The sequence below is a fragment of the Micromonospora sp. WMMD975 genome (assembly GCF_029581215.1).
Classification (GTDB): Bacteria; Actinomycetota; Actinomycetes; order Mycobacteriales; family Micromonosporaceae; genus Micromonospora.
In genome coordinates this window covers 76,540-101,867 of record NZ_CP120739.1, presented here as the reverse complement: position 1 = coordinate 101,867, position 25,328 = coordinate 76,540, and the positions used below count along the sequence as shown (strand labels likewise).

Annotated in this window: 24 protein-coding genes; 9 read left to right on the top strand and 15 right to left on the bottom strand. The window is 72.1% G+C overall.

Annotated elements, in window-relative coordinates:
* Positions 1-30 precede the first annotated feature (30 nt).
* Genes O7613_RS00455 through O7613_RS00440 form a run of 4 tightly spaced genes read right to left on the bottom strand, consistent with a single transcriptional unit; the run spans position 31 to position 3,459 of the window.
* Positions 31-681: a response regulator transcription factor gene (locus O7613_RS00455; RefSeq protein ID WP_281584783.1), complete on the bottom strand. Its 651-nt coding sequence runs from the start codon at positions 679-681 to the stop codon at positions 31-33.
* Positions 678-1,928: a histidine kinase gene (locus O7613_RS00450; RefSeq protein WP_282291376.1), complete on the bottom strand. Its 1,251-nt coding sequence runs from the start codon at positions 1,926-1,928 to the stop codon at positions 678-680. Before O7613_RS00450 ends, O7613_RS00455 begins: the two co-directional genes overlap by 4 nt.
* Before the next feature lie 60 nt (positions 1,929-1,988).
* Positions 1,989-2,486, bottom strand: coding sequence for a hemerythrin domain-containing protein (locus O7613_RS00445; protein WP_282291374.1), 498 nt, complete (start codon positions 2,484-2,486; stop codon positions 1,989-1,991).
* Positions 2,487-2,490: 4 nt separating this feature from the next.
* Complete coding sequence (locus O7613_RS00440; RefSeq protein WP_281584786.1) at positions 2,491-3,459, bottom strand: aldo/keto reductase; 969 nt, start codon at positions 3,457-3,459, stop codon at positions 2,491-2,493.
* 66 nt (positions 3,460-3,525) lie between these two features.
* Between O7613_RS00440 and mgrA the strand changes: the two genes are divergently transcribed.
* Complete coding sequence (gene mgrA / locus O7613_RS00435; protein WP_282291371.1) at positions 3,526-4,515, top strand: L-glyceraldehyde 3-phosphate reductase; 990 nt, start codon at positions 3,526-3,528, stop codon at positions 4,513-4,515.
* A gap of 3 nt (positions 4,516-4,518) precedes the next feature.
* Here mgrA and O7613_RS00430 read toward each other — a convergent pair whose 3' ends face one another.
* A complete protein-coding gene (locus O7613_RS00430; RefSeq protein ID WP_282291369.1) occupies positions 4,519-5,430 on the bottom strand; it encodes a lytic polysaccharide monooxygenase in 912 nt (303 codons plus the stop codon).
* A 163-nt stretch (positions 5,431-5,593) separates the two neighbouring features.
* Between O7613_RS00430 and O7613_RS00425 the strand changes: the two genes are divergently transcribed.
* A complete protein-coding gene (locus O7613_RS00425; protein WP_282291367.1) occupies positions 5,594-7,825 on the top strand; it encodes a DUF4153 domain-containing protein in 2,232 nt (743 codons plus the stop codon).
* A gap of 91 nt (positions 7,826-7,916) precedes the next feature.
* On the opposite strand, the gene O7613_RS00420 is transcribed toward O7613_RS00425, so the two are convergent.
* Entirely contained in the window at positions 7,917-8,864 is a 948-nt protein-coding gene (locus O7613_RS00420) for an AraC family transcriptional regulator (protein WP_282291365.1), read from the bottom strand.
* Between the two features lie 71 nt (positions 8,865-8,935).
* Between O7613_RS00420 and O7613_RS00415 the strand changes: the two genes are divergently transcribed.
* Positions 8,936-9,415 carry an anthrone oxygenase family protein gene (locus O7613_RS00415; protein WP_281584791.1) on the top strand — a complete coding sequence of 160 codons (480 nt, stop codon included), beginning with the start codon at positions 8,936-8,938 and terminating at the stop codon, positions 9,413-9,415.
* Positions 9,416-9,614: 199 nt separating this feature from the next.
* Here the strand turns inward: O7613_RS00415 and O7613_RS00410 are convergent, their stop codons facing one another.
* Genes O7613_RS00410 through O7613_RS00375 form a run of 8 tightly spaced genes read right to left on the bottom strand, consistent with a single transcriptional unit; the run spans position 9,615 to position 18,117 of the window.
* Positions 9,615-10,448 (bottom strand): fumarylacetoacetate hydrolase family protein, encoded by an 834-nt coding sequence (locus O7613_RS00410; RefSeq protein WP_282291364.1) that lies wholly within the window; start codon positions 10,446-10,448, stop codon positions 9,615-9,617.
* The gene (locus O7613_RS00405; protein ID WP_282291363.1) at positions 10,445-11,485 is read right to left on the bottom strand and encodes a fumarylacetoacetate hydrolase family protein; all 1,041 of its coding nucleotides are present in this window, start codon (positions 11,483-11,485) and stop codon (positions 10,445-10,447) included. Before O7613_RS00405 ends, O7613_RS00410 begins: the two co-directional genes overlap by 4 nt.
* A gap of 8 nt (positions 11,486-11,493) precedes the next feature.
* A complete protein-coding gene (locus O7613_RS00400) occupies positions 11,494-12,699 on the bottom strand; it encodes an ABC transporter substrate-binding protein (protein ID WP_282291362.1) in 1,206 nt (401 codons plus the stop codon).
* Positions 12,650-14,650 (bottom strand): NADH:flavin oxidoreductase, encoded by a 2,001-nt coding sequence (locus O7613_RS00395; protein ID WP_282291361.1) that lies wholly within the window; start codon positions 14,648-14,650, stop codon positions 12,650-12,652. The genes O7613_RS00400 and O7613_RS00395 overlap by 50 nt, the downstream gene beginning before the upstream one ends.
* A complete protein-coding gene (locus O7613_RS00390) occupies positions 14,647-15,402 on the bottom strand; it encodes an N-acyl homoserine lactonase family protein (RefSeq protein ID WP_281584799.1) in 756 nt (251 codons plus the stop codon). The genes O7613_RS00395 and O7613_RS00390 overlap by 4 nt, the downstream gene beginning before the upstream one ends.
* Positions 15,399-16,250 (bottom strand): ABC transporter permease, encoded by an 852-nt coding sequence (locus O7613_RS00385; protein ID WP_281584800.1) that lies wholly within the window; start codon positions 16,248-16,250, stop codon positions 15,399-15,401. The genes O7613_RS00390 and O7613_RS00385 overlap by 4 nt, the downstream gene beginning before the upstream one ends.
* Complete coding sequence (locus tag O7613_RS00380; protein ID WP_282291360.1) at positions 16,247-17,071, bottom strand: ABC transporter ATP-binding protein; 825 nt, start codon at positions 17,069-17,071, stop codon at positions 16,247-16,249. Before O7613_RS00380 ends, O7613_RS00385 begins: the two co-directional genes overlap by 4 nt.
* Positions 17,072-17,097: 26 nt before the next feature.
* Positions 17,098-18,117, bottom strand: coding sequence for an aminopeptidase (locus tag O7613_RS00375; protein ID WP_281584802.1), 1,020 nt, complete (start codon positions 18,115-18,117; stop codon positions 17,098-17,100).
* A gap of 319 nt (positions 18,118-18,436) precedes the next feature.
* On the opposite strand from O7613_RS00375, the gene O7613_RS00370 reads away from it, so the two are divergent.
* The 6 genes from O7613_RS00370 to O7613_RS00345 are packed head-to-tail and all read left to right on the top strand — an operon-like array spanning position 18,437 to position 24,311.
* Positions 18,437-19,249, top strand: a complete 813-nt coding sequence (locus O7613_RS00370) for a cyclase family protein (RefSeq protein ID WP_348775396.1) — start codon at positions 18,437-18,439, stop codon at positions 19,247-19,249.
* Complete coding sequence (locus tag O7613_RS00365) at positions 19,246-20,673, top strand: MmgE/PrpD family protein (protein WP_282291358.1); 1,428 nt, start codon at positions 19,246-19,248, stop codon at positions 20,671-20,673. Before O7613_RS00370 ends, O7613_RS00365 begins: the two co-directional genes overlap by 4 nt.
* A gap of 14 nt (positions 20,674-20,687) precedes the next feature.
* Positions 20,688-21,164: a RidA family protein gene (locus O7613_RS00360; protein ID WP_281584805.1), complete on the top strand. Its 477-nt coding sequence runs from the start codon at positions 20,688-20,690 to the stop codon at positions 21,162-21,164.
* Positions 21,165-21,175: 11 nt separating this feature from the next.
* Positions 21,176-22,555, top strand: coding sequence for an MmgE/PrpD family protein (locus O7613_RS00355; RefSeq protein ID WP_282294435.1), 1,380 nt, complete (start codon positions 21,176-21,178; stop codon positions 22,553-22,555).
* Positions 22,552-23,304, top strand: coding sequence for an SDR family oxidoreductase (locus O7613_RS00350; RefSeq protein ID WP_281584807.1), 753 nt, complete (start codon positions 22,552-22,554; stop codon positions 23,302-23,304). Before O7613_RS00355 ends, O7613_RS00350 begins: the two co-directional genes overlap by 4 nt.
* A gap of 2 nt (positions 23,305-23,306) precedes the next feature.
* Complete coding sequence (locus O7613_RS00345) at positions 23,307-24,311, top strand: bile acid:sodium symporter family protein (RefSeq protein WP_282291356.1); 1,005 nt, start codon at positions 23,307-23,309, stop codon at positions 24,309-24,311.
* A gap of 152 nt (positions 24,312-24,463) precedes the next feature.
* Here the strand turns inward: O7613_RS00345 and O7613_RS00340 are convergent, their stop codons facing one another.
* Positions 24,464-25,258 (bottom strand): IclR family transcriptional regulator, encoded by a 795-nt coding sequence (locus O7613_RS00340; protein ID WP_281584809.1) that lies wholly within the window; start codon positions 25,256-25,258, stop codon positions 24,464-24,466.
* Between the last annotated feature and the right edge of the window lie 70 nt (positions 25,259-25,328).

The following is a 25,328-nucleotide window of genomic DNA, read 5'->3' as shown; positions in this document are numbered from 1 at the left end:
GGGGTGAAGCGTCTCCCCCGGCCGGGGGACTCAGCCGGTCGGGACCACGAACCCCGACTCGTACGCGGCGATCACCGCCTGGGTGCGGTCCCGCACCCCGAGCTTGGCCAGCACGTTCCCGACGTGTGTCTTGACCGTCTCCACGCCGAGCACCAGCCGGGCCGCGATCTCCGGGTTGGACAGGCCGGCCGCCATCAGCCGCAGCACCTCACCCTCCCGTTCGGTCAGCCGGGCCGCGTCCAGCCGGTCCCCGCCGCTCCGCCCGTACGCGCCGACGAGCTGCCGGATGGCGGCCGGGAAGAGCAGCGACTCGCCGGCCGCCACCACCCGGATCGCCTCCACCACCTCGGTCGGGCGGGCCCGCTTGAGGAGGAAGCCGCTCGCGCCGGCGCGCAGCGCCTCGTAGACGTACTCGTCGTTGGCGAACGTGGTGACCACGAGCACGCGCGGCGGGTCGGCGGAGGCGGCGAGCAGCCGGCGGGTGGCCTGGATGCCGTCGATGGCCGGCATCCGCACGTCCATCAGCACCACCCGCGGTCGCAGCTTGGCCACCAGCGGCGGCACCTCCGCGCCGTCCGCCGCCTCGCCGACGACGCGCAGGTCCGGCTGGGCGTCGACGATGGCCCGCAGGCCGACCCGGATCAGCTCGTCGTCGTCGACGATCAGCACGTCGATGGTCACCCGTTCTCCTCCGGCGACGCCGGCAGGGTGGCGTGGACCCGCCACCGCTCCCCCGCCGGGCCGGCGACGAGCCGCCCGCCGAGCAGCAGCACCCGTTCCCGCATGCCGTCCAGCCCGCGCCCGCCGCCGGTCGCCCGTTTCGCGCCGCGCACGGCGTTGACCAGCTCGATCTCCAACCCTTCCGGGGGTACGGCGACCCGCAGCGTGACCGGCCCCCGGCCGTGTCGGGCCGCGTTGGTCAGCCCTTCCTGCACGATCCGGTAGCCCTCGCGGGACACCACCGCGGGCAGCGCGTCCAGCGGGCCGGCGACCCGGGACTCGACGACCAGCCCGGCGGCCCGGGCGGCGGCGACCAGCCCGTCCAGCCCGGCCAGGGTGTGCTGCGGCGCGGTGGGCGCGGCCGGCCGCCCGGAGTCGGTCTCGCGGAGCAGCCCGAGCACCTGGTCGAGGTCGTCCATGGCCCGCCGGCTGGTCTCCTCGATGGCCCGCAGCGCACGCCTGGTGAACTCCGGGTCGGTGTCGAGCAACTCCCGCCCGGCGCCGGCCTGGAGCGTCGCCACGGTCAGCGCGTGCCCCACCGAGTCGTGCAGTTCCCGGGCCAGCCGGTTGCGCTCGGCCAGCCGGACGGCGCGGGCCTCCAGCGCGGCGATCCGCTCGGCCTGGGCCGGGCCGAGCAGCACCGGCGCCATCGAGGCGGCGAGCGCGCCCAGCCCGGCCACCGCGTAGCCGAGCGCGACGAGCACAGCCACCCCGGCCAGCCCGGCCGGCACCGGGCGGGCCGGGTCGAACGGGCCGACGCGCTCGTCCGACACCGCGCCGACGTCCACCCCGACCAGTCCGGCGACGAAGACGAGCGCCATCGGGAACGCGCTGATCGCGGCGAACAGCACCGCCACGCCGGTGCCGAGGTGCACGGCGATCCAGAGCGCGGAGCGCAACCGCGTCTCCCGGTCGAGGCGGTGGCCCGGCAGCGGCTCCGGCAGATCGACCGCGAGCAGCGCCCGAGCGGCGGCGATCTCCAGCGCCCGGCTGCCGGCCAGGAACACCGGCACCACGGCCAGCCCGACGCCGACAAGCAGCAGCCCGATCCCGAGCGGGCGCGGCACCCCCGCACTCGTCAGCAGTCGCGCGAACGCCACCACCAGCAGCACGTACGGCAGCGCGAGCACGCCGCCGAGAAGCAGGAACACGGCCCGCCGCCAGGTGCTGCCGCGCACCAGCGGCGCGAACACCCCCCGGACCGTCATCAGGTCATTGTCCCGCCGCCGCCCGCCGGGCGACTCCCCCGCGTCGGGGAGATCAGTCCGTCAGCGGTGGTCCCGCACGTAGCGCTGCGGGTCCTTGTCGCGGAACGGCAGGTCCCGGCCGTTCTTGTGCTCGCCGTAGAAGGTGAGCCAGCGCGCCCCCAGCTCGGCCCGCAGTTCCGCGCTCGCGTGCCGGCGGAAGTCGGGCAGCGCCTCGTCCTCCTCCTCGGCGAGATGTTCGCTGTTCTCCCTACGGGCGTTGCCCACGGCCGTCCACCAGGCGTCCGAGCCGACCTCGTGCAGCTTGGCCTCGGCGATCGCGTCGCGGATCTTGTTGTGGTCGCCGATGGCGTCGGCGGTCTCGTCCTCGCCGTCGTCGCCGTGCTTCACCAGGTGCGGGTAGAGGATCGCCTCCTCCGCCTCGGCGTGGATGTCCAGGTGCAGGGCGAGCGCCTCCCAGACCGCAAGCATCTCGGCCGGGTCGCGGGCGTCGTCGAGCCGGGCGAAGCCGCGCCGGAAGGCGGCGTGGTCGTCCAGGATCAGTGCGGTGATGTCGTCCATGTGGTCACTTCCCCAGTCGGGCGCGGATCATCCGGGGCACCGCGGCCAGGCCGGTGACCGGCCGGAACGCGTGTGCGGCGGCGACCAGCGCGGCGTACTCGTCGTCGGTCAGGTCGATCTCGGCGGCGGCGGCGTTGCGTTCCACCTGCTCCACCCCGGACGCGCCGGGGATGGCCACCACGTTGGGGTGCCGCAGCACGTACGCCAACGCGATCTGGCTGGGCGTGGCGTCGTGCGCGTCGGCCACCTCGCGCAGCGTGGCGATGAGCTGGGCGCCGCGCGCCAGGTTCTCCGGCAGGAAGTACGGGTTGGCGCGGCGCACCGCGCCGGCCGGCGGGTTCGAGGCGTCGTAGCGGCCGGAGAGGAACCCCTGCGCCAGCGGGCTGTACGCGATGACGATCCGGCCGGCCTGCTCCGCGTACGGGATCAGGTCCTCCTCCGGGCCGCGGTCGATCATGCTGTAGCGGACCTGGTTGCTCAGCACCCGGCGGCCCAGCGCGGCCTCGGCGAACCGCCACCGGCGCAGGTCGTAGTTGCTGACGCCGACCTCGCCGACCAGCCCGACGTCCTGCAACGAGCGCATACCGCGCATGGTGGTGGTGTCGGCGACCACCGGGTTGGCCTGGTGCACCTGGTAGAGGTCGATGCCGTCGACGCCGAGCCGGGCCGCGGAGGCGACCGCCCGCTGCTGCACCACCGGCGCGACCGGCAGCAGCGGGAAGATCTTGCTGGCCACCACGACCTTGGCCCGGTCGCCGCCCAGCGCCGCGCCGAGGATGCGTTCGCTGCGGCCGAAGCCATACATCTCGGCGGTGTCGAAGAGGGTGACCCCGAGGTCGAGCGCCCGCCGCACGATCTCGGCGGCCCGGCGTTCGTAGTCGGGGCCGTAGCCCCACTCACGGGAGCCGAACTGCCATGTGCCGAGGCCGATCTTCGAGATGGGCTTGGGGGTGTCGAGCCGCACGAAACGCATGACCTCGACGCTACCCGCGCCGGTGGCAACCACACGTCCGTTCGCCGGTGGCGGCAGAATGATCTGGTGACCTACCTCGCCAGCGACGACCGTTACGACTCGATGCACTACCGGCGCAGTGGCCGCAGTGGGCTCAAGCTGCCCGTCATCTCCCTCGGGCTGTGGCACAACTTCGGGCCGGACCGGCCGTTCGAGGGGCAGCGCGACATCGTCCGCCGCGCCTTCGACCTCGGCATCACCCACTTCGACCTGGCCAACAACTACGGCCCGCCGCCGGGCGCGGCGGAGGAGGCGTTCGGCCGGCTGCTCGCCACCGACCTGAAGCCGTACCGGGACGAGCTCGTGGTGTCCAGCAAGGCCGGCTACCTGATGTGGCCCGGCCCGTACGGCGAGTGGGGTTCCCGCAAGTATCTGATCTCGTCGCTGGACCAGTCGCTGCGCCGGATGGGGCTGGATTACGTCGACGTCTTCTACTCGCACCGCTTCGACCCGGAGACCCCACTGGAGGAGACGATGGGCGCGCTCGACGCGATCGTCCGCTCCGGCCGGGCGCTCTACGTCGGCATCTCCAACTACAACTCGGAGCAGACCGCCCGGGCCGCCGAGATCCTCCGCGACCTGGGCACCCCGCTGCTGATCAACCAACCGTCGTACTCGATGCTCAACCGCTGGACCGAGTCCGACGGGCTGCTGGACACGCTGGCCCAGGTCGGCGCCGGGTGCATCGCGTTCAGCCCGCTGGCCCAGGGCCTGCTCACCGACCGTTACCTGGACGGCATCCCGGCCGACTCGCGCGTGCGGACGAGCGTCTTCCTCAACGAGAGCGACCTGGACGAGGCGAAGATGGCGACCGTCCGCGCGCTCGCCGAGGTGGCCCGGCGGCGGGGGCAGACCCTGGCCCAGCTCGCCCTGGTGTGGGCGCTGCGCGACCCGCGGATGACCAGCCTGATCATCGGCGCGAGCAGCGTCGCCCAACTGGAGGGCAACGTCGCCGCGCTCGACGACCTGGACCTCGCCGGGGAGGACCTGGCCGAGATCGAGCGCCTGCTCGGCTGAGCGTCACCAGATCCGGCGCCGCCCGGCGCGGTGGTTGCGCACCCCGCACGGCCGCCCGGGCGGCGGCCCGCCGGCCCGTCGCCGGCGCAGGCCGACCACCGCGGCGAGCATCGCGGCGACCACCACCGCCGCCGCGCCGATGACGAGCGGCCGGGACAGCGGGCCGGTCTCGGTCACCGCCGCGACCGGCACCCCCGGCTCGTCGCCGGTCGCCGCCTCGGCGAGGGTACGCGGAGACGCCGCGCCCGTCGCCGGTGTCGCCTTCCGGGTGGCCCGTGCCCCGGAGCCGCCCGAGGCCGCCCGGAAGACGACGTCGGAGCAGGAGTAGTAGGTGTCCTGGGTGTTCGAGTTCTGCCAGATGACGTAGATGAGGTGCCGCCCGGTGCGTCCGGTCGGCAGCCGCCCCGGCATCTCGTACGCGCCGTCGCGGATCGGCGGGTCGGTGACCGCCAGGAACGGCTTGCTCTCGACGTCCGCCCAGGTCAGTCGCCGGTCCGGGGCGTACGAGTCGGTGGTGACGTAGAACCGGAACGTGCCCTTGTGCGGGATCGTGGTGCGGTAGCGGAAGGTGTGCCGGGCGCCGGCGGTCAACGTGGTGGCCGGCCAGTCGGCCCGGGGCAGGTCCAGCCCCCGGTAGGCGGAGAGGCCGCCGCTGCACAGCTCCCCGTCCGGGATGCGTTCCCGGTCCCGCCCGTCGATGCGCGCCACCCGGATGTTGTCCCACTCGCGCACCGCCGCCCCGGCGGCGATCGCGGCCCGGCAGGCGGGCGTCTCCGCCCGGCCCCCCTCCGGTCCGCAGGCCGCCCCACGGCTCATCGGGCTGGTCGGCGCGCCGTGGGCGCTTGCCGGCACGGCGGTGAGCGGCAGCGTCGCGGCGACGGCGGCGAACGCGACGAGCGCGCGACGTGTGCCCATGTGATCGACCTCCTGGGCGTTGGTACGGACGCGGAACCGCAATGGTTCGATCCCCATCGGTGCCATGACCGGCCAGGCTCGGCCGACCGAACGGACAACCGGGGCGGCGCGGTGCCCCGGGCGGGCCCTAGAGTGACGGCACCCTGTCATCGAGGAGTGCGCCTTGTCCGAGCCGGAACAGCCTTCCGAGCCGCCCCGCGCCGCCACCGCGGACGGGCCTCCGCCGGGCGACGCGCCTCCCGCCATCCAGCCGTACCTGCTGGTGCTGCCCACGATGGAGGGCGCACCGCCCCCGGTGCCGTGGCCCGGCGCGGAGGGCTGGGCGATCCCGGTCACCGTGCCCCCCGGCACCCAGGGGTACGCGCTGTTCCTGCCGCTGGTCCCGGGCGGCGCGCCGACGCCCGGCGTGCCCAGCCAGGCGACCGCCCCGGCCGTGGAGAACCCGACCAGCGCGAGCCCGACCAGCGCAAGCCCGACCAAGCCGGCGGACGCCGCCCCGGCCGCGGAGAACCCGACCGGCGCAAGCCCGACCAAGCCGGCGGACGCCGCGCCTGCCGTGGAGAGCCGAACCGGCACGAGCCCGACCAAGCCGGCGGACGCCGCACCGGTCGGGGAGGACCCGGCCGGCGCGAGCCCGACCGGTCCGACGGTCTCCGCCGCGACGGGCGCCGGGCCGGTCGCCCCTGGGGCCGCCCCGACGACCGCCGCCGTGCATACCGTGCCGACGGCGGGCGCGCCGGACAGTCCGCCGGTGACCGCCGGGCACGTCTCTCCGACCGTCCACGGCGCAGCGGCGCCGCCGGTGCCCGGACCGGGACACCCGGACCCGCGGCCCTGGGTGCACTACCCGCCGGCGCCGGGCTGGGCGGCCCGACCGCCGACGCCCCGCACCTCCTTCCTCGGCGCCCGGTGGCCCGGCCCGAAGCCGGCCACCGGCCGGGCGGTTCCGCTCGCGGTGCTGGCCGGCGCGCTCGGCAGCGCGATCTTCGTGCCGCTGAGCCGGGTCGGCATCGGCTGGTTCCTCGGCTGGCTCACGCTCACGGTCGCGATGCTGCTGGCGGTCCGGCCCCGGGCCGCCGAGCTGCCCCGCACCGACCGGCTGATCCGCGCCGGCTGGGCGGTTGCCGCCCTGGCCCTGCTCGCCGTGCCGGCGTTCCGCAACGCCTGGTGGCTGGTGACGTTCTGCGTGCTCGGCGCGCTGGGCTGCGCCACCCTCGCCATCGTCGGCGGCCGGCTGGTCCGTTCGATCCTGTTCGGCCTGCTCGCCACGCCGTTCGCGGCGCTGCGTGGCCTGCCCTGGGTACGCCGGCACGTCGCCGCCTCGCCGCAGGTGACCACCGTCCGCAAGGTCACCGTCTCGGTGGTCGCCACGCTCGTGGTGCTCGTGGTCTTCGGCAGCCTGCTCGCCTCGGCCGACGCGGCGTTCGCCGAGGCGCTCGGCGCGCTCGTACCCGAGGTCGAGGTCGGTTCGGTCTTCCGCGGGCTGTTCCTGGCCGCGGTGGGCGGGCTGATCGCGGTCGCCGCGGTCTACACGCTTGCCGCCCCACCCGACCTGTCCACCGTGGACCGGCCGGGCCGGCGCCGCCTCGGCTTGCTGGAGTGGGCACCTGCCATCGGGGCGTTGACCCTGCTCTTCGCCGGCTTCGTGGTGGTGCAGTTCACCGTGCTCTTCGGCGGCCAGCGGCATGTGCAGAAGGTCGCCGGGCTCAGCTATGCCGAATACGCCCGCAGCGGTTTCTGGCAGCTGCTCTTCGTCACGCTGCTGACCGTGGCGGTGCTCGGCGGCGTGACCCGCTGGGCCGGCCGGGAGCGGTCGGTCGAGCGCACCCTGCTGCGCGTACTGCTCGGTCTGCTCAGCGCGCTGAGTGTGGTGATCGTGGCGTCGGCGCTGTCCCGCATGTGGGCCTACCAGAAGGTCTACAGCTTCACCGGCGAGCGGATCTTCGTGATGGCGTTCGAGCTGATGCTGGGCGCGGTCTTCCTGATGATCCTGGCGGCCGGCGTGCGGTGGCAGGGCCGGTGGATCCCCGGCGCCACGGTGGCGCTGGCCGTGGCGATGCTGCTCGGCCTCGCGGTGCTCAACCCGGAGGACTACGCGGCCCGACGCAACACCCTGCGGTACGAGCAGACCGGCAAGATCGACGCCTGGTACCTGCGGGCGCTGTCCGCCGACGCCACGCCCGCTCTCACCCGGCTCCCCGACCCGGTGCGCCGGTGCACGCTGAGCTGGATCGCCGACGAACTCGACGAGCCCGATCCGTGGTACGCCTGGAACCTGGGCCGGCACCGGGCCCGCCAGGCCCTCGACCGGGTCGGCCCGGACGCGGTCGGCGGCCCGAAGGACTGCCGCCGGGCGGACCAGTTCGACCTGCCGAAGACCCGGCGTCCCCGCTGACGCCGCCGGCCGGGCCGCGCACGTCGCGGTCCGGCCGGACCGGCGCGCCTCTCCGCTGGCGGCCTCCGGCTGCCTCGACCGCCCGTGGTGCTCACCGGCCCGCCGGCGGGTTGCCGCCGTCGACGTGGTGCCGGGGGCTCACGCCGTACCGCCGTTTGAAGGCCGCGCTCAGCGCGAACGAGCTGCCGTAGCCGACCCGGCGGGCGACCGCGCCGACGGTCGCGTCGGGCTCCCGGAGCAGATCGGCCGCGAGCGCCAGCCGCCACCCGGTGAGGTACGACATGGGTGGCTCGCCGACCAGTCCGGTGAAGCGCCGGGCGAGCGACGCCCGGGAGATCCCGGTCGCCGCGGCCAGGGACGCCACCGTCCACGGGCGGGCGGGATCGTGGTGCAGCATCCGCAGCGCGCGGCCGACCACCGGGTCGGCGTGCGCCCGGTACCAGGCGGGCGCCGCCCCGGGCCGGGCGAACCACTCGCGCAGCGCGGCGATGAGCAGCAGGTCCAGCAGACGGTCCAGCACGGCCTCCTGACCGAGGTCGTCCTTGACGATCTCGGTGGCCAGCAGCGGGACCAGCGGGGAGTCCCAGGACGCGCACGGGACGACGGCGAGCGCCGGCAGCGCGTCCAGCAACCGCCGGCCGACCGCGCCCCGGACCGGGTACGTGCCGGTGAGCAGCACCGTCCGGCCGTCCGGGCCGTTGCCCCAGGTGCGTACGCCCAGCCGCGTCATCTCGTACAGCTCGCGCCCGTCCGGTGTGGTGCACCGCTGGCCGGGGTGGACGACCACCTGCGGCGGCGTGGCCGGATCGTCCGCGACGGTGTACGGATCCGGGCCGCGCACGATCGCCACGTCCCCGGTGCCGAGCCGGGCGGCGGTGCCCTGCCCGGGCACGAGCCAGGCGTCCCCGCGCACCACCGCGACGAGGGTGAGCGGTGCCTCGTCCCGGATCAGCATCGACCACGGCGGGGTCAGGATCGAACGGAGCAGGAAGGCGCCCCGGGCCCGGGGACCGTCGAGCAGGCCGGCGACGACGTCCACGGAGACGATTACACATGCAATCGCGCGTCCTGACCATGGGGCGTCTCACCGTCCGGCGGTGAGATGAGCACATGCGACTCACACAGCACCTGTCGTTGCTCGGGGCCACTCTCGGGGCCGGCTTGACGGCCGGGCTCTTCGCCGCCTTCTCCTACGCCGTGATGCCGGCGTTGCGGGGCGCGGACGACCGGACGTTCGTGGACGCGATGCAGCGGATCAACGTGTCCATCGTCAACGGCTGGTTTCTGTTGATCTTCCTGGGCACGCCGGCGCTCACCGCGCTGTCGGCGGTGCTGGCCGCGCGCGGCGCGGGCCGTCCGGCCCTGCCGTGGATCCTCGGCGGGCTCGCGCTCCACCTGGTGATGGTCGGCATCACGGCGGCGGTCAACGTACCGCTGAACGACGCGCTCGCGGCGGCCGGCGCGGACGACCTCGACGGCGCTCGGCAGCGGTTCGAGGCCACCTGGGTCACCTGGAACCTGGTCCGAACGCTGGCGAGCACCGCCGGCTTCGGCGCGCTCTGCTGGGCGCTCGTGGTCGCCGGCCGCTGAGGTATTCCCTGACTTCGCCCTCCGCTGACCAACGCTGGACCATCATCAGCCGGCACGTCCAGGTCCAACGCGGTTGTCTACGCAACCCGCTACCGGCGTACTCCTGGATCTGCCCGACGTGCCGACCTGGCAGGTGTCGGCGAGCGTCGGCCGGGCGGGCTCACCCGGCCGACGCTCGCCTGACGTTCGGTCCGCCGGCTCAGCCGGCTACCTCGTCCTCGACCACGTTGCGCAGTTCGCCGAGGCCCTCGATGGTGCTGACAACGACCTGGCCGCTGCGCAGGAACACCTTCGGGTCGCGCCCGTCGCCCACGCCGCCGGGTGTCCCGGTGGCGATGACGTCGCCCGGCAGCAGCGTCGCGAAGGAACTCAGGAAGGCGATGAGCGCCGGCACCGAGTGGATCAACATGCGCGTGTTGGAGTGTTGCATCTGTTCGCCGTCGATGGTCAGGCTGATGTCGAGGCCGGACGGGTCCGGAATCTCGTCGGAGGTCACCAGGTAGGGCCCGAGCGGCCCGGTCTGGTCGAAGTTCTTGCCGGGCGTCCACTGTGTCGTCCGGCGCTGGTAGTCCCGAGCGGTGAAGTCGTTGAAGATCGTGTAGCCGGCCACGTGGTGGTAGGCGTCCTCGGGCGCGATGTGGCGACCCGCCCTGCCGACGACGACCGCCAGCTCCACCTCCCAGTCGAACCGGTCCGACAGCTTCGGGTTGATGACCGGGCCGTACGGCCGGGCGAGGGTCGTCGGGGTGCGGACGAAGATCTCGGGTGACTTGGTCACCTTGTTACCGAGTTCCTCGACGTGTTCGAGATAGTTCCGCCCCACGCACAGGATCTTGCCGGGGTCGGGGATCACCGGGAGGAGGTCGGCGTCGGTGAAGCTCACCGGCTCCGTCGCGCGGCTCGCGGCCTCGGCCAGCGCCTCCGGTCCGGACCGGAGCAGTTCCAGCACGCTCGATTCGAGCCGCCGGAACGCGCCGTCGCGCTCGACCACGGCGATCGCGCCCTGTGGGGTGTCGACGGTACCTAGTTTCACGAGTGCAGCCTCCTCTGCATGACCGCCGGCGGAAGTGACGTGGACTCACCGTCCGCGCAGACGGTGATCGGGTTGCGCAACGTGCCGATGCCGGAGCCGTGCAGCTCGATCGCGCCGTTGTGGTATTCCGCCATGTTGTTGTCGCGCAGGTGCCGGCCGGGCACGTTGCTGACCGCGCCGAGCGCGACGACGTCGCCCGGCTCCAGCGTCATCCACTCGGTGATGGTCACCAGGGCCTCGGCCGGGGTGAACCGCTGTTCGCCGATGGTGCCGTCCTGGATGGTCAGCCGCTTGCCGTCGGCGTCGACCATGTCGGTGGTGAGCCGGATGCTCCCCAGGTCGGGCAGGGCGGTGAGCGGGATCAGCCACGGGCCGATGGGCGAGAAGGTGTCCACGCCCTTCGCCCGTGCCATGGGCCGGTTGATGAAGTCCTCGACGCCGTCCTTGCTGGAGATGTGCAGGATCACGCCGTCCTGGAGACCGAACGTCGACGCCGAGTAGTCGCCGAGGAGCGACACGCCCGCGACGTGGTCGAGCGCGTTCTCCTTCGTCAGGCGTCGCGCCTGCCGCCCGATGATCAGGCACATCTCGCCCTCGGGTTGGACCGGTCCCATCTGCGGCTCGACGAGGATGTGCTCCTCGTGACCGATGACGGCACTCGGCGCCTTGAGGAAGAACTGGGGCCGGGGCCAGACGCCGCCCCATTTCGGTTCGAGCAGCTCCACGTTGGAGTTGGCGCGGTTCGAGTTGACACACACGATCTTCGTCGGGCGGGGAATCGGGGCCAGGTAGCGGGCCGAGCCGGCCGGGAGGGTGTAGTCGTCGGACCGGCCGGCGTCGATCGCTTCCTGGCACAGATCCAAGAAGTACGTCATGGTCCGTCCGGCCGATATCAGGTCGAGCATGTCGCGGGGGAAGCCGACCGGGCCCAGGTTGAGCCCGGCCGACATGGCCGCCAGGTCGACGAGGGACTCGTCGGCCTGGACGGCCACCACCCGACGCACGCCGCCAACGAGCTCAGCAGTCGTCAGTTTCATCGGTATTGTCATCCGTCCTTGTAGTTCTTGGCGTACTCGACCCACTTCTTCACGTCGATGTCGCCCATGGCTGCGGCGATGTCGTTCGTGTACATGACGGTCGGGTCCTTGACCGTGAGGTCGTTGAACTCGAGTACGGCCGCCCACTGCTCCGCGGTGAACTGTCCGAGGTCCGGCGTCTGCTTCTCCAGGTCGAATCCGTACTTCGCGGAGCGGGCCGCCAACACCGGAAGGTCCGCCTCGATCTGCTTGTCGATCGACAGGCCGGGCGTGATGAACTGGGGGTACACCTGGTAGAACTTCCTGATCACGGCCTCCGGGTTGACGATCGTCATGATGGTGGCCCGGGCGATCATGCGGGCGAACTCGACGGCGAGTTCCTTGTTCGACTCGAGCCACTTCGTGTTTGCGGCGTACGAGGCGCCGAAGGTCTGCGACTTGGGCGCCGAGGCGGTCAGGTCCCGGAACTCGAAGCCCTGCGCCTTGAAGGTCCCCCACCGGATGTCGACCTGCGACATCGCGTCGACCTTTCCTTCCTGGAGCGACTTGGCCGCCGCCGCCCCGTTGCCCACCGCGATGAACGTGACGTCGGACGCGGCGAGGCCGACCGACTTGAGCGCGCCGATCGCGAAGGACTGCTCGACGCCGCCGGCCACGTTGATGCCGACCCGCTTGCCCTTGAGGTCCGGGTAGCCCTGGATGGGCGAATCGGGCTTCACCATGATGTTGAAGGTGTCCGATCGGGCCAGCTCGTAGAAGTACTTGACGCCGATGTCGCCGTTCTCCGACACGGGCGTGGCCAGGGCCGCCGGAGCCGGCGACGAGACGTTGGCCTGTCCGGTCGACAGCGCCTGCACGCAGGCGCCGGTTCCGGACACACTCGTCACGTTGATGGTGAACTTGTCGGTCAGGCCGAGTTGCGGGCCGAGGAAGATCGCCGACGAGTTGCTCGCCAGGGTCGGCGAGCAGTGATATTGCTGGATGACCGGCTTCTCACCGGCATCGGTGCTCGATCCGCCGTCCGATTCCGAACACGCACTCACCGTGAGTGCGAGGATCACGGGGACAACGGCCCATCTCGCTCTACGTACCATCGCTTTTTCCTTTCGGGTACGAAGTCTGCTTCTGGCCCCGGCTTTGAGGTGGCGGGCCAGCTCACGCCGATCAGTCGGCGTCGTCGCGGCCGAATCCGGCCGTGGCCAGGGCAGCGGCACGCGCGCCGTCGGAGACCGCGTGCAGAATGTTGCGTGGATTCCGAGAGTCCCCCGCGTTGACGACGACCGCCTGGCGGGGCAGGCGATCGCGCAACCGTTGTACGTCGAATGGTTTGGACCGCACGCCGGCGGCCCACACCACGCTTCCGGTCCACAGCTCGGCCGGCGGGCCGAGCCGGGAGATCAGCACACCGTCCGGTTCCGGCGTGCAGACGCATGACTCCTCGATGGTGACGCCGAGATCGTCGAGCGTGGCCCGGACGTCGGATCGGGACAGGTTCTCCAGCCCCTGGGCCAGGCCGGCGCGCATCGACCGGGTCACCAGCCGCACCGGGTGGCCTCGTTCGGCCAGGAGCATGGCCGCCTCGCACCCGGTCGGTCCGCCGCCGACGACGACGACCGGGCCCGGTGGCAGCTTCTCTCCGGTGCGCAGCAGGTCGTACGCGGTCATCGAGTGCGGGCCGTCCGGCGTGTGCGGGTCGACGCCGACGGCGACCACCACGGCGTCCGGCGCCGCGTCCGCGACGGACTCGACGGTGGCAGTCGTCCCGGTCCGGAGCAGGGCGCCGGCGCGCCCGGCCTCGTCGACGAGCCAGCGGCGCAGGCTCTCCAGCCGGTGTTTGAACGGGGGGATCGCACCCCAGATGAGCTGCCCGCCCAGCTGGTCACCGGCTTCCCACACCTCGGCGTGCCAGCCGTCGAGCGCCGCCCGGCGGGCCGCCTCCAGCCCGGCGGCGCCCCCGCCCACCACGATCATCTTCCCGCCCGGTTCCGGACGCGTGAGGTGGATCCGTTCCCGGCCGACCTCCGGGTTGACCGCGCACCGGATCGGCCGGTCGAGTTCCTGGCGCACCCGGCTGCACTCGTTGCAGGAGATGCACGGCCGGATGCGGTCGACGGTGTCCCGGCGAACCCGCGTCAGCCAGTCCGGGTCGGCGATGAGGGCACGTCCGAGCGTCACGTAGTCCGCCACGCCGGTCGCCAGCAGGTTTTCGGCAGTCGTGGGGGTCCGGATGACACCGACCGCCGAGACCGGGATGGACACGACCGCACGGATCTCGCCCGCGAGTCCGGCCTTCCAGCCCTCGGCGAAGGACATCGGCTCGATGGCCGCCCGCAGGGCCTTCCATCGCCCCTCGGCACCGGCCGAGGTGTCCACGACCGGCGCGGAGGCCCCGGCGGTGATGTCGAGCATCGCCACGCCCAGCGCTTCCAGACGCCGGGCCACCTCCTTGGACTCCTCGAGGTCGCGGCCACCGTCGAGGAACTCGTCGGCGCTGAAGCGGTAGATGATGGGAAAGTCGGCCCCGGCCCGGGACTGGATCTGCTCGATCACCCGGGTCGCGAACCGCATCCGGCCGTCCAGATCGCCACCCCAGGCGTCGGTACGCCGGTTCCGCAGCGGAGACAGCATCTGGGCGAGCAGGTAGGTGTGCCCGCCGTGCAGGTTGACCGCCGAGAAGCCGGCCCGTTTGGCGCGGGCCGCCGCCTCGCCGAACTCGACGCACAGCCGTTCCAGCGTGGCGTGATCCGCCTCGACCGCGAGGGTGTGACCGCCGAGAAACGTCGTCGCGCTGGGTGCGACGGGCGCGACGCCTCTGGTCTTGCGCAGGGTCGTGTTGCCACCGGCATGGCCGATCTGCAACGCCACCGGCGTGTCGAAGAACTCGACCGCATCGACGAGCTTGTGCAGGGCCGGGATGACGTCGTCGCCGTCGATCCGCAGCGACACCGTGCCGGCGTTGCCGCGCGGAGCGTCGACGACCGTCATCTCCACGGTGATGAGTCCGGGCCGCGACCGCGCGCGCCGCGCGTAGTAGGCGATCATGTCCTCGCTGACGGTGCCGTCGGCGTTCGCCAGGTTTGTCGCCATCGGCGACATGATCACCCGGCTGGACAGGTCCAGGGCGCCGATCCGCCCGGGCGCGAGCAGGTGCGGGTAGGAAGTCATCCGTACGACTTCTGATCGAAGACCCGGATGTCGTGGCCCGGAAGCACGGTCGCGTCGAGACCTTCGATCTTCTCGTACGACCGGTAGTAGTCGCCCAGGTCGACGTAGGTCCGCGACGGGATGTGCCGGTGCGATCCGATGCCTTCCCAGTTCTCCCGCAGCGAGCAGTGGTCGCCCGCGAGGACGTACCGGCCGGTCCGGGTCTCCACGGCGAGGCCCATCATGCCGGGCGCGTGTCCGGGCAGGTGGATCGCCCGTACGCCGGGCGCCAGGTCGACGTCCCCGTCGACGAGGCGCAGCCGTCCGGCCACACCCATCCACTGTGGCGTGAGGCCGGTGGTCGGCGCTTCGTAGACCGCGCCGTGCACCGGGTACGGTGCGGTCGCGTAGGCGACCTCCGCGCGGTGCGCCACGAACTGGGCCGCGCTGAACAGGCTGTTGTTGGCGCAGTGGTCGTAGTGCAGGTGGGAGAGCAGCACGGTGCGCACCGACGCCGGGTCGACACCCGCGTCGGTGAGCGCGCGGAGCGGCTCCTGCTCCGGGGTGCGACGGAACGGGCGGTGGTGGGCGCTCACCCACTCGGGCGTCCCGGAGCCGGTGTCCATCACGAGCGTGCCCCAGCCGCCGGTCACCGCCCAGATGATGCTGGGACTGTCGACCCGTTGACCGGCCTGCATGCCCCAGAGGAACGCGGACTTGTCCACGTCCGGCGCGACGCCGACCAGGATGGGGGTGATGACGTTGGCGGTCACCGCCCACCTTCCCAGAACAACACGCGCTTGCGGATCGCCCGCAGCCCGTACAGCGCGATCAGGCCGAGGATCGCGAGGTTGAGCAGGATCGCGAAGACGGCGGCGGTGGCGAGGTTGTTGTTGGCGTTGAGCAGCTGGACGCCGAGTCCCCGTTGGGCGCCGACGAACTCGCCGACGATCGCCGAGATGATGGAGTAGACGATGCCGACCTCCAACGCGGCGAACAGGAACGGCATGGCGGCCGGGAGGGTCAGCATCCGGAAGGTCTGCAGCCGGCCGGCCTGGATCGAACGGAAGAGGTCCCGCTTGTCCTTCTCGACCGACCGGAAGCCGGCCATCGAGTTGATCATGATGGGGAAGAAGGTCACGGTGACGGTCAGGAACACCTTCGACTCGAGCCCGAACCCGAACCACAACACGAAGAGCGGCGCGATGGCCACCTTGGGCACCGCGTTGAACATCGCGATGTACGGGTAGAGGATCTTGTCGATCACCGGCGCCTGCGAGATGAGGAACCCGAGCAGCAGTCCGACGATGGTGCCGATGGTGAAGCCCAGCACGATGGCGATGAGGGTCGCCTGGGCGTTCTCGGCGAAGCCGGCCAGACCCGGTGTCGTCCACCCGGTCCACCACGCGTCCCAGACCGCCGCCGGGCTCGGGATGATGATCGGCTTCACGTCGAACCCGGTCACCACCAGGTGCCAGATCAGCACGCCGGCGCCGAGCACCGCGATGGTGCGTACGAACCCGATCAGCAACTCCCGGCGGCGTCGCGCCTTGCTTGACCGGGTCGACACCGACGAGTCGGCGAGGGACGGGTTCCTCGTGTTCAGCGAGATGTCGGTCACGACGTCGCTCCAGTCGTCGATGCGGTCAGGTCGGATCCGTCCACGAGCACGTGCCGCACCTGGGCCGTGACCGAGGCGAACTCGGGAGTCTCGGTGATCGCCATCGTGCGTGGCTTGTCGAAGGGCACCTCGATGTCGGCCAGGATGCGACCGGGGCGGGCGCCGAAGACCACCACCCGGTCGGCCAGCAGGACGGCCTCCGAGATGCTGTGGGTGACGAACAGCGTTGTCTTCCGGCTCTCGTGGGTGAGCTGGGACAGGTCCACGTTGAGCTGCTCGCGGGTGAGCGCGTCGAGGGCGCCGAAGGGCTCGTCCATCAGCAACAGGACCGGGTCGGAGACCAATGCGCGGGCGATGGCGACGCGTTGCTGCATGCCACCGGAGAGCTCACCGGGGTACTTGTTCTCGAAACCGCCGAGCCCGAAGGACTCCAGCAGGCCGCGGGCCCGCTCGGTCGCCTCGCGGCCGGCCTTCCGCTTCACCACCAACGGCAGTGTCACGTTGGCGAGCACCGATCGCCACGGCAGCAGCACGGCGGCCTGGAAGACGAAGCCGGCGTTCGCCGTCGGCTTGTCGACGTTCACGCCGTCGATGAGGACAGCGCCGTCGGTCGCGTCGTCCAGGCCGGCCACGATCCGCAGCAACGTGCTCTTGCCGCATCCGCTCGGACCGACGATCGCCACGAACTCACCCGGACGCACATCGAGCGAGATGCGATCCAGCGCGTGCACTGAGGTTGAGTCGGCTGCCTCGTAGACCTTGGAGACATCCCGGATCTGGATGGGCTGCGAAGTCTGGACGGCGGGGGTCGTCGTCGCCATGTTGAAACTCCCGGAGTCGATGTTCGCTATACGCAGACCCGGCCGTGCTCGACGACAGGTGTGTCGTCGATCCAGACGTTGGGCTGCAGGATGAGAAGGTCGATGTGGATGGGACTGGGTGGTCCGCCGGAGCCCACAACGCTGTGGCCGAGCGCGAAGTGCACCCGGCCGATCCCCTTCTTGTCTTCGGTGATGTTTCCGGTGAAGCGCGCCATCGCGTTCGTGCCGATGCTCAGCTCACCCAGATGCCGACCGTTCTCGGCAGCATCGATGATCTTCACGAGGTCGGCGGCCTGCGCGCCGCCCGTGACGTCCGTCGCCCACCCGTTCTCGAACCGCACCGCGAGCGGCTGGTCCAGCCGGCCCAGCATGTGCGCGCTGCCGTCCGCGACGAGGACGCCGTTCGCCGACCCCTCCGCCGGGGTCAGCCAGCACTCGCCGCTGGGGAAGCCCGAGACCTGGCCGGGCTCACGCGCGAAGGACGCCCCGCGGCCGACCCGTACGCCCCGGATCGACGCGGTCAGTTCGGAGCCGTGGTCGCTTGTGACCCGCATGGTGGCGCCCGCCTCGGCCAGGTCGGCCAGCCGGCTGGTGACGGCGTTGACCTCGTCGTAGTTCGCGAGCGCGGCACCGGCGACCAGATTCTCGCCGCGGATGCCGGTGAGGACGAGACCGCGTGCGCCGCGTTGCAGCGCGTCGTTGAATTCCTCGTTGAAGCCCAGCGCCGTGGTGGTGGGGGCGAGAATGACGTCGGCGCCGGCGAGCGCGGCGCGCACCACGGCGGTCGCCTTGTCCCCCGCCTGTTGCCGCGGTGGCATGACCACGACGGTCGGCTCGCCGCGGGCCGCGAGGACCGCCGCCGTGAGGGCTTCGACGACGGCGAAGTCCGAGGCCAGGTCCGCGACCACGGCGACCTGCTCGCCGGGTGCCACGGCCACACACGACCGGACGATCTGGTCCGCAACCGAACTGAGCCTCAATCGCCCCAGATCCATCAAGCACTCCTGACTTCGACCGGTGTTGCTTTCACAGCGGCGTGTCTTCATCAGCTCAGACAGCTCACACCACAGCGTTCCTTTCCGAAGAACGCTGTTCCACTTGGCCGAAGAGTAGACCCCGACCCCGGGGCCGTCAACGGTCGAATCTTGGCCGTGAGCAGCAGGGCTTTCGCACCGCGCCGGCCCGTGGCTGCCGAATGAGATGACGCTTCCACCACCGGCCGGCGTGCGGTACGGTCGCCGGTGGAACTCCGTTTCCCTGGAAGGAACAGTCACTTCCGTGGATGCAGAAGCCTTTCAGTGACCCGTTGGCGTCGGACTGTTCCACGCCCAAGGCGGCGGTCTTCCCACGAGTGAACGGAATCGTATGAGCCCACAAAGCGCATGGCGGATGCTCCGGGAGTCGAAGGTCGTGGACCTCTCGCATCCGTACCGGGTCGGCATGCCACAGTCGCCGAACCATCCGCCGTTCCGGCTGGCGCTCGAGCGCCGCCACGGTGACCTCGTCCGCGGCGACGGTGCCTCGGCGGCCAACGAACTCATCGTCATCGGCGGCCACGTCGGCACCCACGTCGACGCTCTGGCCCACGTCTCCAAGGACGGACGTGTGCACGGCGGCCAGTCGGCACACGCGTTGCAGAGCAACAGGGGATTCGCGCACCTGGGGATCGACGAGTTCGAGCCGTACGTGGGACGTGCCGTCCTGCTCGACGTCACCGCCGTACACGGCGTCGCCAGCCTCCCGCCCGGGTACGAGGTCACCGTCGACGATCTCGAACGCGCGCAGCGGGACGCCGCGGTCGAGATCGAGCCCGGCGAGGTGATTCTCGTCGGCACCGGCTGGTCGCGGAACTGGGGCGACAAGGCGTTGTTCACCGGTCAGGAGTTGGGCGCCCCCGGCCCCGGACCGGCCGCCGCGCACTGGCTCGCCGAGCACCGCCCCCGGGCCGTCGGCGCCGAGACGATCGCCTTCGAGCACATCCCGGCCGGAGACGGCCACGCCCTGCTGCCGGTGCACTCCATGCTCCTCGTGGAGCGGGGCGTCAACATCGTGGAGACGATGAACCTGGCCCCGTTGATCGACCTGGGGGTGACCGAGTTCGGCCTGGTCCTGAACCCGCTCAACGTCGTCGGCGCGACCGGCGGGCCGGTTCGGCCGCTGGCGGTGGTCCCCGCATGAAGCCGACCATCGCCCAGACGCTCGCCGAGTTCGCGGCGAGCCACCGTGACGACGTGCCGGCGGCGGTGCGGACCGACGCGGTCGGTCGACTGCTGGACGTGGTCGGCAACGCGCTCGCCGCGCGGGAGGCGGACGGCGCGACCGAGCCCGCCCAGGTGATCCACGCGGTGGTGAGCCGCCGCGGCGGGCTCGCCGAGGCCGGCACGCTGTTCGGCGCCGACCGGCTGCCGGCGTCGGCCGCGGCCCTGGTCAACGGGACTCTGGCCCACGCGCTCGACTTCGACGACACGCATCTGCCGTCGGTGCTCCACCCGAGCGCGGCGGTCGTACCCGCGGCCCTCGCGGTCGCCGAGGCGGCGAAGTCCTCTGGTCCGAGCCTCCTGGCGGCCGTCGCGGTCGGCGACGAGGTCTGCAACCGGCTCGGCCTGGCCTCGTACGTGCCACGGCTGCGCAACTCCAGCTTCTTCGAGCGCGGCCTGCACGCCACCTCCATCTGCGGCACCGTCGGCGCGGCCGTGGCGTCGGCGATGTTGCTGGGCCTCTCCGACAAGCAGATCAGCGACGCCATCGGCATCGCGGCGAGCATGGGCGCGGGTCTGATCGAGGCGAACCGGACCGGCGGCACGGTGAAGCGGATCCACTGCGGCTGGGCCGCGCACGCCGGCGTCGAGGCCGCGACGTACGCCGCGGCCGGCATCACCGGACCGCCCACCGTCATCGAGGGCCGTTTCGGCTTCCTCCAGGCGTTCCTCGGCGACGACCAGTTTCCCGAGGAGATCACGAAGGATCTGGGCGAGCGGTGGGAGGTGCTGCGGACGGTGTACAAGCCGTACCCGTCGAACCACTTCACCCACCCGGGCATCGACTGCGCGCTCGCCCTGCGCGCCCAGGGGATCTCGGCCGCCGACGTGGTCTCGGCCGAACTCGGTGTCGCCGCGGCGCCGTTGCGGACGATCGGCGAGCCACGGCCGGAGAAGATCCGGCCACGGTCCGGCTACCACGCCAAGTTCTCCGGACCGTTCGCCATCGCCACGGCCATGCTCGGCGGCGGCGGCCTCGGCGTCTACCTGGACGACTTCACCGACGCCGCGCTCACCGACCCGGCCCGGCTCGCGCTCGCCGCGAAGGTCACCGTGGTGGCCGACCCGATCTGCGACGACGAGTTCCCGCACGCGTTCAGTGCGGTGCTACGCCTGACGACCCACGACGGTCGCACCCACGAACACCGGGTGCACTCGTCCCGGGGCGGCCCCGACCATCCGCTGTCCACCGAGGACATCGAAGCCAAGTTCATGCTCAACGCGACACGCGTGCTGCCGTCGCCCGAGGCGGCCGACGTCGCCCGCCGGATCCGCGACCTCCCCGCCACGCCGCGGGTGACGAGCATGCTCGCGGCCGGACCCCCGGCCACGACGCGTACGTAACCAGAAGGAGACCCGTGGAGATCGAAGCGAAAATCAGCGCGATGGGGTTCACGTTGCCCGAGCTGCCCGTGGTCAAGACCCGGCGGGTGCGGGCAACCCGCTCCGGCAACCTCGTCTTCCTCGCCGGCCACGGCCCCTTCAAGGACGGCGGCTACCCGTTCAAGGGGCCGGTGCCCGAGGCGATCACCGTCGAGGAGGCCGGCCAGGCGACCCGGTACAACGCGCTGGCCCTGCTCGCCACGCTCAAGGGCACGATCGGCGACCTCGACCGGGTGACCCGCATCCTCAAGGTGGTCGCCTTCGTCAACGCCGTACCCGGATTCAACCGTGCCTCCGAGGTCGCCAACGGATGCTCGGACCTGCTGATGGATCTGTACGGCGAGCGCGGCCGGCACTCGCGTTCCGCGATCGCGGTCGCCGGGCTGGGGTTGGACATCTGCTGTGAGACGGAGATGGTCGTCGAGGTGGCCGACAGCGGCGCGGAACGGTGAGCGCCGTGCCCATGCGGGACCTTCTCGCCGAGCGGTGCGACGCGATCAGGGCGGCGCCCGACGAGGTGCCGCTCGACGTGACGACCGGCCGCCTCGTCGACGGTGTCGGCGTGACCCTGCGCGGCAACGCGACGTCGTCCACCCGCATCGCCCACGCGTACCTCGGTGTCCCGGACGGTCCGCCGCTCGCCCGCCTCGACGCGCTGCTGACGCTGGCCGGGGCCGAACCGGCCCGGGCCGCGTTCGGGCTCGGGGTCGCGGCCGGCGCCAACAACTGGGCCGACACGTCGTTGCGGTCGCTCGCCCACCCCGGGGCGGCGGTCCTGCCCGCGCTGCTCGCGGCGGCGGCCGGGCGGGCGGTTCGCTGGCACGAGCTGGCGACGGCCGTGGCGGCGGGCTACGAGGCGATGGAGGTCGTCGGGCGGGCCCTCAACGACGGCGTTCCCCGGTTGAGCAGCCAGCGGGCCGGCTTCCGCAGCGCGGCCCTGTGCGGCGCGTTCGGCGCGGTCGGTGTGCTCACCGTTATCGGCCGACTACCGGTGGCGACGAGTGCGGCGGCCTTCGGCATCGCCTGTGACCTGGTCGGTGGGCTCACCAGACAGGCGCGCGGCGCCGACTCGGCCATCCGCATGCAGGCCGGCAGCGCCGTACGCGCGGGCTTCGAGGCGGTCGCGCTGGCCCGCGCCGGCGTGCAGTCGGCCCCCGACGTCTTCGAGGCTCCGGACGGTTTCCTCCGCGCCCACCACGCGACGGCCGGGTCGCCGACGGATCCGCGGCCCCGGTGGCACATCCGCGACGCGGCGCAGAAGTTCCACTGCGCGCCACACAACTTCGCCACCGCGCTGGACCTCGTGCGGGTCGTCGCGGCCGGCGGTCAACAGGCGCTCGTCGAGGTGCGCGTGCCGCAGGAGCACCTCGATCTGGCCCGGTCCTCGTCCGCGTTCCCGGACACGGCGGCGCAGGCGGCGTTGCACCTCAGGTACTGCTGTGCCCGGGTGCTCGCCACCGGCGACTTCCTCTGGCCGGACGACATCGCCGCCGGCCTGCGCGACGAGGCGACCCGGGCGAGGTTCGACGACGTCACCATTCGTGGCGACGAGGTGTTGAGCGCCCGACTCGAGGACGATCGGGAGGTCTGGCCCGCCGTGGTGCGGGTGACGTCGCGGGACGGCCGGGTCGTCGAGCACCGCGCGGACCATCCGTTCGGCACCACGTTCGACGACCGGGTCGCCGAGGCGGCCAGGTCGAAGTTCGACCGTGACGCCGCCGCCGGCGGGGTGCGCGAGCCGCAGCGGTGCCGGGAGGAACTCGTCGCCGCGGTAGCGGGCGACGCCGCCGTGGTCGACACCCTGACCGGCATCATCCGTCGCGAGTCCCGGGTGGCGGCATGAACCTCGAACTTTCCGGCCGGGTGGCACTTGTCACCGGCGGCACCCGGGGCATCGGCCGCGCCATCGCCGAGACCCTGCGCGCCGAAGGCGCCCACGTCATGGTGGTCGGCCGGCCGAACCCGGCCGCCGCCGGTGAGGACGACGACACGCTGCGCGCCGACCTGCGTGACGAGGCGGCGCATCGGCCCCTCGTGGAGAGCGTGATCGCGCGGTACGGACGCCTGGACGTCCTCGTCAACAACGCCTCGCTGCCGGCGCGCGGACCCACGTTGGGTGGCTGGCTGGAAATGGTGGAGACCAAGGCCTACGGCTACTGGTCCATGGCGATGGCCGCGCTACCGGCACTACGGGAGCACGGCGGCAGCGTCGTCAACATGTCTGGTGTCGCCGCGATCCGACCGTCCGGCGGCAATCCGCAGTCGGGCGCGGTGAACGCCGCCGTCGAGCACCTCACCGCCCTGCTCGCCGTGACGTTCGCCGCGCACGGCGTCCGGGTCAACGCGGTGCGACCTGGCAGCGTCGACTCGCCGCGACGGCGCACGCATCTCGCGGAGGTGGCGAGGTCCACCGGGCGGTCGACCGAGGCCGCGTTGGCCGACGAGGCGGCGAACATCCCCCTGGGTCGGATGACCTCACCGGACGAGGTCGCGACCGTCGTGGCGATGCTCTGTTCGCCGAGGTCGGGCGCGACCACCGGCCAGGTGGTCGCCGCCGACGGCGGCCTCGGACTCGCACCGCTGATCGGTTGACGATGAACCGGCCCCGACGCCTACCCGTCGACCCGTACGTCGCCGCGATGGTCGCGACGGTCGCGGTCGCGACGGTGCTACCGGCCCGCGGCGTCGTCGCGACGGTCGCCGGCTGGGCGACCACCGCCGCCGTCGCGCTGCTGTTCTTCCTGTACGGCGCCCGCATCTCGCGGCGCGAGGCGTGGACCGGCGCCGCGCACTGGCGGCTGCATCTCGCCGTGCTCCTGACCACCTTCGCGCTCTTTCCCGCGTACGGGCTGCTGCTCGGGCTGCTCTCCCCCAGCGTCCTCGACCCTCAACTCCACCAGGGGCTGCTGTTCCTGTGCGCGGTGCCGTCGACCGTGCAGAGCGCGATCGCGCTCACCTCGATCGCCGGCGGCAACGTGCCCGCCGCCATCTTCAGCGCGTCCTTCTCCAGCGTCGCGGGCATCGCGCTGACCCCGCTACTCGTCGGCGCCATGATGGGCGGCGCCGGCGACGTGCACCTCTCCCCGGCGGCGTTCGCCGACATCGCGCTCCGGTTGCTGCTGCCGTTCGTCGCCGGTCAACTGGTCCAGCCCTGGCTCGGCGGCTGGATGAAACGACACCGGAAACCGCTCACCGTCGTCGACCGCGGTTCGATCCTGCTCGTCGTCTACACCGCGTTCAGCGCCAGCGTCGTCAGCGGCGTCTGGAGCCGCGTCAGCGTCTCCGACCTGCTGGTGCTCCTCGTCGTCGAGGCCGCGCTGCTCGCCGCCGTCCTGCTGACGCTCGCCACCCTGCCCTTCGACCGCCCCGACAGGATCGCCATCGCGTTCTGCGGGTCGACCAAGAGCGCGGCGGCCGGCCTGCCGATGGCGACGGTCCTCTTCTCCGGCCCGGCCGCCGGCCTGCTCATCCTGCCGCTGATCATCTTTCATCAGCTCCAGCTCATCACCGGCACCGTCCTCGCCCGCCGCTGGGCCGAGCGCGGGCGGACCACGCCGGGCGACGATGCCGCACCGCGGGCCGAGCCGTCGCCGGCGTAGCCCGACACACGGCACGAACCGGCGGGCTACCGCGACGTCCGCCGTGGTCCGGACCGTCGCTCCCGCGGCCTCACCCGCCGCCGCTGGTCGCGCTCACTGCACGAGCCTGGCCGTTCCCCTGAGCGGATCATCGTTCCAGCGACGACCGGCGTCTAGCCCTCGAAGCCCAGCCGCGCGGAGAGTTCCCCGGTCTCGACCAGCAGCGGCTTGGCGAGCTCGTCGATCCGGCCGCGGATCCGCTCGACCGGGCCGCACACGCTGATCACCGCCACCGGCTTGCCCTCGTGGTCGAGCACCGGCGCGGCGAGGGAGCCGGCGCCGGCCTGCCGCTCGCCGAACGACACCGCGTAACCCCGCTCGCGGATCAGGCGCAACTCGTCCCGGAGGTGACTGGCGTCGATGAGCGTGTGGTCGGTGAGCGCGGGCAGCGGACCGGAGGTCAGGTACGCCTCGCGCTCCGCCTGCGGGAGATAGGCGAGGAACACCTTGGAGGAACTCCCCGCGTGCAACGGAAACGCCTCGCCGATCTGGACCTCCATCTTCACGTCCCGCGCCGGCGTCACCTGGTCGAGGTAGACACGCAGGTCACGGACCCGGATGGAAAGGGTCGAGGTCTCCTTCGTCTGCTCACTGAGACGGCGCATCGGCTCGCGGGCGAGCTGGCGCACGTCGACACGATCGAGGAAGGCACGGCCGAGGGCCAGCGCGGCCGGACCGAGCACGTACCGCCGGCTCCCCTCGTCGACGGTGACGAGCCGCCGGCCGCAGAGCGTGGTCAGGATCCGGTGCACCACGGCCTTGGAGACGCCGAGTTCGCGGCCGATCTCCGAGACGCCGAGGTTCGTCACGCCGGAGCGGGAGAACAGCAGCAGCACGTCGAGCGCCCGTTCCAGGCCGTTGACGGTACGCCCGTCAGGTCCGGCCTCGGTCCGCTGGTCGATCGTCAACTCTTACTCCAGAGGTAGGCAGGGGACATGTCCGGACACGTGCCGGTAGCTGCGCAGCGCGCAACTCTAT

Coding starts and splice junctions, on each gene's coding strand:
- O7613_RS00415 (WP_281584791.1), top strand. CDS start 8,936: ATGCGACTCACACAGCACCTGTCGTTGCTCGGGGCCACTCTCGGGGCC.
- O7613_RS00365 (WP_282291358.1), top strand. CDS start 19,246: ATGAAGCCGACCATCGCCCAGACGCTCGCCGAGTTCGCGGCGAGCCAC.
- O7613_RS00445 (WP_282291374.1), bottom strand. CDS start 2,486: ATGGACGACATCACCGCACTGATCCTGGACGACCACGCCGCCTTCCGG.
- O7613_RS00405 (WP_282291363.1), bottom strand. CDS start 11,485: ATGAAACTGACGACTGCTGAGCTCGTTGGCGGCGTGCGTCGGGTGGTG.
- O7613_RS00375 (WP_281584802.1), bottom strand. CDS start 18,117: ATGAAGACACGCCGCTGTGAAAGCAACACCGGTCGAAGTCAGGAGTGC.
- O7613_RS00345 (WP_282291356.1), top strand. CDS start 23,307: ATGAACCGGCCCCGACGCCTACCCGTCGACCCGTACGTCGCCGCGATG.
- O7613_RS00430 (WP_282291369.1), bottom strand. CDS start 5,430: ATGGGCACACGTCGCGCGCTCGTCGCGTTCGCCGCCGTCGCCGCGACG.
- O7613_RS00440 (WP_281584786.1), bottom strand. CDS start 3,459: ATGCGTTTCGTGCGGCTCGACACCCCCAAGCCCATCTCGAAGATCGGC.
- O7613_RS00370 (WP_348775396.1), top strand. CDS start 18,437: ATGAGCCCACAAAGCGCATGGCGGATGCTCCGGGAGTCGAAGGTCGTG.
- O7613_RS00355 (WP_282294435.1), top strand. CDS start 21,176: ATGCGGGACCTTCTCGCCGAGCGGTGCGACGCGATCAGGGCGGCGCCC.
- O7613_RS00380 (WP_282291360.1), bottom strand. CDS start 17,071: ATGGCGACGACGACCCCCGCCGTCCAGACTTCGCAGCCCATCCAGATC.
- O7613_RS00395 (WP_282291361.1), bottom strand. CDS start 14,650: ATGACTTCCTACCCGCACCTGCTCGCGCCCGGGCGGATCGGCGCCCTG.
- O7613_RS00450 (WP_282291376.1), bottom strand. CDS start 1,928: ATGACGGTCCGGGGGGTGTTCGCGCCGCTGGTGCGCGGCAGCACCTGG.
- O7613_RS00350 (WP_281584807.1), top strand. CDS start 22,552: ATGAACCTCGAACTTTCCGGCCGGGTGGCACTTGTCACCGGCGGCACC.